Annotated in this window: 7 protein-coding genes; 4 read left to right on the plus strand and 3 right to left on the minus strand. The window is 32.4% G+C overall.

Features of this window, described 5'->3' with window-relative positions; all coding sequences use genetic code 11:
* The first annotated feature begins 67 nt into the window (after positions 1–67).
* Positions 68–1,072: a TQO small subunit DoxD gene (locus RH98_RS07865; protein ID WP_010252779.1), complete on the plus strand. Its 1,005-nt coding sequence runs from the start codon at positions 68–70 to the stop codon at positions 1,070–1,072.
* Between the two features lie 60 nt (positions 1,073–1,132).
* Here RH98_RS07865 and RH98_RS07870 read toward each other — a convergent pair whose 3' ends face one another.
* Positions 1,133–1,714, minus strand: a complete 582-nt coding sequence (locus RH98_RS07870) for a MiaE family protein (protein ID WP_010252781.1) — start codon at positions 1,712–1,714, stop codon at positions 1,133–1,135.
* 77 nt (positions 1,715–1,791) lie between these two features.
* Here RH98_RS07870 and RH98_RS07875 point away from each other — a divergent pair, with 77 nt between their 5' ends.
* Positions 1,792–3,045, plus strand: a complete 1,254-nt coding sequence (locus RH98_RS07875; protein ID WP_010252783.1) for a glycosyltransferase — start codon at positions 1,792–1,794, stop codon at positions 3,043–3,045.
* A 214-nt stretch (positions 3,046–3,259) separates the two neighbouring features.
* Here the strand turns inward: RH98_RS07875 and RH98_RS07880 are convergent, their stop codons facing one another.
* Positions 3,260–3,565 (minus strand): cupin domain-containing protein, encoded by a 306-nt coding sequence (locus RH98_RS07880; protein ID WP_010252785.1) that lies wholly within the window; start codon positions 3,563–3,565, stop codon positions 3,260–3,262.
* Positions 3,566–3,681: 116 nt separating this feature from the next.
* On the opposite strand from RH98_RS07880, the gene RH98_RS07885 reads away from it, so the two are divergent.
* Both RH98_RS07885 and RH98_RS07890 read left to right on the plus strand, forming a co-directional pair.
* Positions 3,682–4,644 carry a helix-turn-helix domain-containing protein gene (locus RH98_RS07885; protein WP_010252787.1) on the plus strand — a complete coding sequence of 321 codons (963 nt, stop codon included), beginning with the start codon at positions 3,682–3,684 and terminating at the stop codon, positions 4,642–4,644.
* Between the two features lie 200 nt (positions 4,645–4,844).
* The gene (locus tag RH98_RS07890) at positions 4,845–5,552 is read left to right on the plus strand and encodes a hypothetical protein (RefSeq protein WP_010252789.1); all 708 of its coding nucleotides are present in this window, start codon (positions 4,845–4,847) and stop codon (positions 5,550–5,552) included.
* 85 nt (positions 5,553–5,637) lie between these two features.
* Here the strand turns inward: RH98_RS07890 and RH98_RS07895 are convergent, their stop codons facing one another.
* Positions 5,638–7,026, minus strand: a complete 1,389-nt coding sequence (locus RH98_RS07895) for a dipeptidase (protein ID WP_026038804.1) — start codon at positions 7,024–7,026, stop codon at positions 5,638–5,640.
* Positions 7,027–7,113: the final 87 nt, after the last annotated feature.

The raw sequence follows: 7,113 nt of genomic DNA on the forward strand, positions 1-7,113 counted from the left end.
TGCTTTTTTGATAAGGTAGAGAATATTATATTTTGAATAATTATTACACAATTTTATAAATTTAGAAATGCAAACTTTTAATAAACAGTCGTATACTACGGCTGGATTTTTTACTCTTGCTATCCGTATGGTAGTAGGGTGGACTTACTTTTCTGCTTTTTGGCGCCGTTTAATATTAGAAAATAAATTAATTGAAAATGAGGTTGGATATATAGGAGTAAAGTTTAATCACTTTCTTCCTAATGCCTTAGGAATTAAACCTCTTATTGAATACCTAGTTACTCACCCAGATATATTATGGTGGGCAATGGTTATCTTTACTATCGTAGAAGCGATAGTTGGACTTTGTATAATGTTAGGACTTTTTACTCGATTGATGTCTATAGGTGTAATATCACTAGCAATGGGTATTTTATTGGGGTCCGGATGGATTGGTACAACTTGTTTAGATGAATGGCAGATTGGAGTTTTAGGAGTGGCTACTGGATTTATACTTTTTCTGACAGGTGGAGGTATTGGATCTATTGATTATTACTTAGAGAAAAAAGGATTTAAGTTTACGCAAAAACGCTGGTTTAATTTTCTAGGTTCAGGAGTATTACCAATTAAGAATTTAAAGCCAGTAGTTTTCGTTGGCTCATTTGCTATTTTATTACTGACGTTATATACTAACCAAGTATTTCATGGTGGCGTGTTTGGTACATTACATAATAAATCAGTGAAGCCTAAAATTGAGTTAGCTGATGTATCTATAACAGACAGTGAATTAGCTTTTCAAGTTTATCGTGTTGAAGGAGCTGATGTATATGGATCTTTTTTAATAGGAGTACAGATTGAAACTGCTTCTGGAGAAGTCATTCATAAATGGGACGGTACTGCACTTTCACAACTAAGTGAAAATCAAATTGAGAACGTTTATGTTGCTAAAGTACAACCTGGTAAACATAGTTTAGTTATTCCTTTAGGAGCTAAAGCTTTGGTGAAATTGCCAATCGTAAATGAAGGTTTTAACCAAGCTAAAATAGTTAGATTGATTGATATTAGTGGAATAGAGTGGACAGCTGAGTTATAATCATTAAAAATATGTTCATAAAAAATAGGCGATACAGATGTATCGCTTATTTTTTTATGTTTATCCGTGGATATGTTCTTTATTACCATAAGATTGGATTAGTTGTCCTTCAAAATCTAACCATTCTTTCCATCGTTTATCTACATCTACTTTTTCAGAATACTTTTTAGCAAACTTTAAAAAAGTTGTATAGTGATTTGCTTCAGATACCATCAATTCATAATAAAATTTTGAAAGCTCTTCATCTTTAATATTTTGATAAAGCACTCTAAATCTTTCACAACTTCTAGCTTCTATCATTGCAGCAAAAAGCAATCTGTCAATAAAAGCGTCATTGCGACTTCCGTCTTTTCTACAAAATTTATATAGTTGATTTACATAATCATCTTTGCGCTCTCTCCCTAAAGTGTAACCACGCTGTTTTATAATTTCATGAACCATCTTAAAATGTTCCATTTCTTCTATAGCAATAACTGTTAATTCAGTTACTAAATCTTCATGTTCTGAATTATAGGTGATAAGGGTAATAGCATTAGTAGCTGCTTTTTGTTCACACCAGCAGTGATCTGTTAAAATTTCTTCCAGATTAGATTCTGCTATGTTTGCCCATCTTGGGTCTGTCAATAATTTTAGTCCTAACATAATACCGTTTCTTTTTAGCAAAAATAGCAAATATAAAAGAGTTTAAAAATGATTCATATAAACCTTATTTTTGTGCTATGGAAGATAGATTGTCAGATAAAAAAGTATTGGTTATCGGTCAAGTGTGGCCAGAGTCAAAGTCATCTGCTGCAGGTAAGCGAATGCTACAGTTATTAGAGTGTTTTTACCAATGGGGAATGAAGGTTTATTTTACCTCTACAGCTAATAAATCACCATACAGTGATGATTTATCACCATACGATGTGCAAGAGTTAGAAATATGGTTAAATGATAAGCGTACTGATGAAGTATTATTATCTCTTAATCCCGATATAGTAATCTATGACCGCTTTATGGTTGAAGAGCAGTTTGGTTGGAGAGTTACAGAGTGTTGCCCAAATGCTATGACGATATTAGATACTGAAGACCTTCATTTTCTGAGATATGCTCGTCATGAAATGTTTAAAAAAGGTGAAAAGAATATTGATTATTTTCTATATTCTGAACGTAGTAAACGAGAAATAGCAAGTATTATGCGATGCGATTTGACTTTACTTATTTCTATGTATGAATATGAGTTATTGGTAAATAAGTTTAAGATAGACAGTTCTTTATTATTCTATCTGCCTTTTTTAGAAAAAGCTCTAAATGATGATGATATCAATCAGTGGAAAAGTTTTGATGATAGAGAAGGTTTTGTATTTATTGGGAACTTTATACACGAACCTAATTGGCAAACCGTACTATATCTAAAGACTGTTATTTGGCCAGTATTAAGTAAGAAGTTACCTAAGGTAAATATGCACATTTATGGAGCTTATCCCTCCCAAAAGGTTTTACAACTTCATAATAAACAAGAGAGATTCTTAGTCCATGGACGCGCAGATGATGCGCTTGAGGTTATAAGTGATGCTAGAGTAATGCTTGCTCCTATTCCTTTTGGGGCTGGTATTAAAGGTAAGTTTGTAGATGCTATGTCAGTTGGTACGCCTTCAATCACCTCGACAGTTGGAGCAGAGTCTATGAAGGGCGAATGTGAATGGTGTGGGTTTGTAACTGATGAGGTAGAAGATATAGTAAATAAGGCTGTTTTATTGTATTCAGAGGAGAAAATGTGGAAAGAAATGCAAGGGAAAGGCGTTGCTATTCATGAGAAAATGTTTGATTATAAAGCGTTTGAAAGAAATTATAAAGTAGCTATATTGTCAATATTAGAATCTTTAGAACAACATAGAAAACATAATTTTATCGGAGAAGTATTTAAACAGAATTGTGCTCAGAGTAGCAAATATATGGGGCTTTGGATTGAGGAAAAGAATAAAGCTCAATAGTGCGTATAAACACTATTGCATGTTTACTTGTAATTATATTTAAGCGGGACTATTTAAAATGATAGTTATTATCTAAACATAACATAACTGAGAGGATGTTCTTGATAGCTAATATCAAATGTTATTTTGATAAAGAGTGATATAAGATTGGCTATCAATTAGCATACTTAATGGTGAATCTAAATGCTTATAAACCATTAAGTATGCTGTAATATTACATTCTATTCGGTTCCACTAACATTAGTGTTACTTCATCTCTTCCTACTGGTTTGTTTTCTACTCCTTTTGGGACGATGATGCACTCGTTAGGATGTAGAGTGATTACTTTATCTCTAAAATGTAGGTCTAATACACCATCTACAACCATAAATAATTTATCTTCATCGTCATGTGAATGCCATTCAAACTCGCCCTGAAGTTTAATTAAATTGATGGTATGGTTATTTATGTTTCCTAAGTTTTTAAGTTGCCAAAAATCTTTAAGATTCTCTGATTCTTGTGATAAGCTTATTTTGTTCATTTGTATTTTATTATTTAGAATTAATCAAAGTTAGCTATCTTTGCATACTGTTTGTGCAGTAATAAATATGTTTTTAGCAGGAATAGTGATTGATGTAAATGACTAAAAGTAGGAGTATGAAGCAGAGTGTAAATAGACAGGAATTGTGGAAACCAAGAAGAAATTGGAGTTATGAATACGATCGTATTTTGACAGAAGATAATCTTGTGCAAGAATATCGACAGATAGAGGCAAGGGCATTTAGTCTGCACTTTTACAAGAGTAATCGTACGAAAGAAAAAGAAACCTATGTATATCGCGAATTACCTTATATACAGATGCATTATGAGTTATCAAATGGTCATACGGTCTATCAGCCAAAGCATCAATTAAAATCTGGTATTAAAACTGAAAGTGGCAGGTGTACAACATTTTATTTACCTGAACTTGATGGGTATTTGTATGATCCTGTATGTGAAGACGCAATAAGCTTTGAGATAGAATTGAGCGAGCAGTGGTTAAAAGCAAACTTAAGTGATCAATCTAGAAGTAGCGATCAATTTTTAAAACAAGTATTAAATAAGGAGGTGACTCTACTAGGTAATGGAAGTTACTTTATTTCTCCTGAGATGAGACAACTAATTTATGAGATGAATACCTGTCCTTATACAGGTTTAGTCAAACAGCTTTTTTTAGAAGGAAAGGTTTTAATGCTTTTAGGTTTACAGCTTCATCAAATAGAAAATGCAGAAAAGAGTAATGAAATTAAAATTCATAAAAGTGATTTAGAGCGATTATATCATTTGCGTGAAATGTTAACTAGAGATTATGCTGTTAAACGCTCTATTGAAGAATTAGCGATACATATTGGTATGAATCGCACAAAACTGCAAGCAGGTTTTAAACAATGTTTTGGCGTAACTATACATGATTATTTGATAGAGGTAAGGATGAATGAAGCATATAAAATTCTTCGTTCTGCCCCAAAAGGAAGTTATAATATAGTAGACATTGCTAGACATGTAGGATATAAACATTATAATCATTTCTCGGCGATATTTAAAAAACGCTATGGCGTATCACCAAGTACATTTATGTAATTTCTTATAAAAAAAATATTTCTAAAAGAGGTCAACTTTAAAGCTGACCTCTTTTGTGTTTTTATATAATTTGCTAATTGCTGTTTTTTATGGTCTAATCTGTTTAAAAGATTATATATTTGATTAATAATAATGTTAAAATTTAAAAGTTGAAAATTCACCTTACGTTTTTACTGTATAAATTAATATAAAATAGAATTATGAAAAAATTGACAGCAATGCTGATTGTGTTTACACTTGTTTTTGCAGGATGTAGTAGTGATGATAATAGTAAAGGCGACAAGGACAATGGAGGAAAAGATGATGTAGGTGAGGTAGTAAAGAGAAAAACATATGGTTCGTTTACTGTGAACACAAAAGTAGATGATAAAGAGGTGACTTATAAATATTGGAATTATAGCCCGATAACTAAAATAGGACCATATCATAATGATACTTATATTATCATGTGGGATATGATAGACTATGAATCTAAAGAAGAAAAGAATGCAATAAAAAAAGAAAGAATTGAAAAGTATGGAGAGTTAAGAGGAGGTAATCTTACTATTAGTATTAATCAACCAGAAGAAGGTTTATTTACTATTACCAGAGGGTTTGGTTATAAACTTGAAGGAAAGAGTAAGATGGCTACTCTGCAAGTTAACTTAGGTATTGAAAATGAAGAAGAACAAAAAGATGGAAATCATGACGCGGTATATAAATATGTAGATGAAGGATTCTATGAAGATGCTTTAGAAGTTACAAAGGACGAAGAGGGAAGATTTCACTTTACATTGAAAAAGCCTATTCCATTAGTATTTAAAGATGGAAAAAATGGTTATGGAAATAGAAATGCTCCAAAAAATATAACTTTAACTATCGATGATGGTCATGGTCATTCAGCAAGTTCTGTAGGAGGACCAAAATAATTTTTAAATTAAAAACCCAGCCTTATAAAGCTGGGTTTTTTGTTTCATAGCCTTTTATAAAAGACTTATGTATTTTAATAATGAATTATTTCATCATGTCTGCGTAATATTTGTAGAATAATGGAATAGTCTCAATACCTTTAAGGTAGTTGAATACACCAAAGTGTTCGTTAGGAGAGTGGATTGCATCAGTGTCTAATCCGAATCCCATCATTACTGATTTAGAGCCTAGTTCTTCTTCAAATAATGCAACAATCGGAATACTTCCTCCTGAGCGTACTGGAATAGGAGCTACCCCAAATGTATCTTCGTATGCTTTAGCAGCAGCTTGATATCCAATAGAATCAATAGGAGTAACGTAACCTTGTCCACCGTGATGAGGTTTTACCTCTACGCGCACTCCTTTTGGAGCGATACTTTCAAAGTGTTTTTTGAAAAGTTCTGTAATTTCTTCCCATTCTTGATTAGGAACTAAACGCATTGAAATTTTAGCAAATGCTTTGCTAGCAATAACAGTTTTAGCACCTTCTCCAGTATATCCTCCCCAAATACCGTTTACATCAAGTGTAGGGCGTATAGAGTTGCGTTCATTTGTTGTATATCCAGCTTCTCCGTAAACTTCGTCAATGTCTAATTTCTCTTTATAATCTTCTAAAGAGAAAGGACGTTTAGCCATTTCATCTCTTTCTTCGCGAGATAGTTCTTCTACTTTATCATAGAAGCCTGGTATAGTAATATGATTACTTTCATCGTGTAATGAAGCAATCATTTTCGTTAATACATTAATAGGGTTTGCTACCGCTCCACCATATAAACCTGAATGCAAGTCTCTATTAGGTCCAGTAACTTCTACTTCTACATAGCTTAAACCTCTTAATCCCGTAGTAATCGATGGTTGTTCATTAGAAATCATCCCTGTATCAGAGATTAAGATAACGTCATTTTTAAGTTTATCATGATTGCGTTTTACAAACCATCCTAAACTTACCGATCCTACTTCTTCTTCTCCCTCAATCATGAACTTAACGTTACATGGTAAAGAGTTGTTTGCAACCATATATTCAAATGCTTTTACGTGCATAAACATTTGACCTTTATCATCACAAGCTCCACGAGCAAATATTGCTCCTTCTGGGTGTATATCAGTTTTTTTGATTACTGGTTCGAATGGAGGAGAAGTCCATAATTCAATTGGATCAGCTGGTTGAACATCGTAGTGTCCATATACTAATACAGTTGGCAAAGCTGGATCTATAATTTTTTCTCCATAAACAATAGGATAACCTGGAGTTTCACATAGCTCTACTAGGTCGCATCCTGCTTTTTCTAAACTTTCTTTTACTGCTTCGGCAGTATTGATTACATCTTGTGAATAAGCACTATCAGCACTAATAGAAGGCTTTTTAAGTAGTTCAATTAGCTCATCTAAAAGACGTTGCTTATTTTCTTGAACAAATTGTTTTGAATCTTTCATAATATCAAAGGATACATTGATTTTGTTATATACAAAGCTAAGAATAAAAAAATACAATTTTTTTCTTGCAGATAAAAAAACCTGTTG

This window comes from Myroides injenensis M09-0166 (genome assembly GCF_000246945.1).
Classification (GTDB): Bacteria; Bacteroidota; Bacteroidia; order Flavobacteriales; family Flavobacteriaceae; genus Flavobacterium; species Flavobacterium injenense.

Excerpts from the sequence above, each read along its gene's own strand:
- RH98_RS07875 (WP_010252783.1), top strand. The coding sequence starts at position 1,792 with ATGGAAGATAGATTGTCAGATAAAAAAGTATTGGTTATCGGTCAAGTG.
- RH98_RS07895 (WP_026038804.1), bottom strand. The coding sequence starts at position 7,026 with ATGAAAGATTCAAAACAATTTGTTCAAGAAAATAAGCAACGTCTTTTA.
- RH98_RS07880 (WP_010252785.1), bottom strand. The coding sequence starts at position 3,565 with ATGAACAAAATAAGCTTATCACAAGAATCAGAGAATCTTAAAGATTTT.
- RH98_RS07865 (WP_010252779.1), top strand. The coding sequence starts at position 68 with ATGCAAACTTTTAATAAACAGTCGTATACTACGGCTGGATTTTTTACT.
- RH98_RS07870 (WP_010252781.1), bottom strand. The coding sequence starts at position 1,714 with ATGTTAGGACTAAAATTATTGACAGACCCAAGATGGGCAAACATAGCA.
- RH98_RS07885 (WP_010252787.1), top strand. The coding sequence starts at position 3,682 with ATGAAGCAGAGTGTAAATAGACAGGAATTGTGGAAACCAAGAAGAAAT.
- RH98_RS07890 (WP_010252789.1), top strand. The coding sequence starts at position 4,845 with ATGAAAAAATTGACAGCAATGCTGATTGTGTTTACACTTGTTTTTGCA.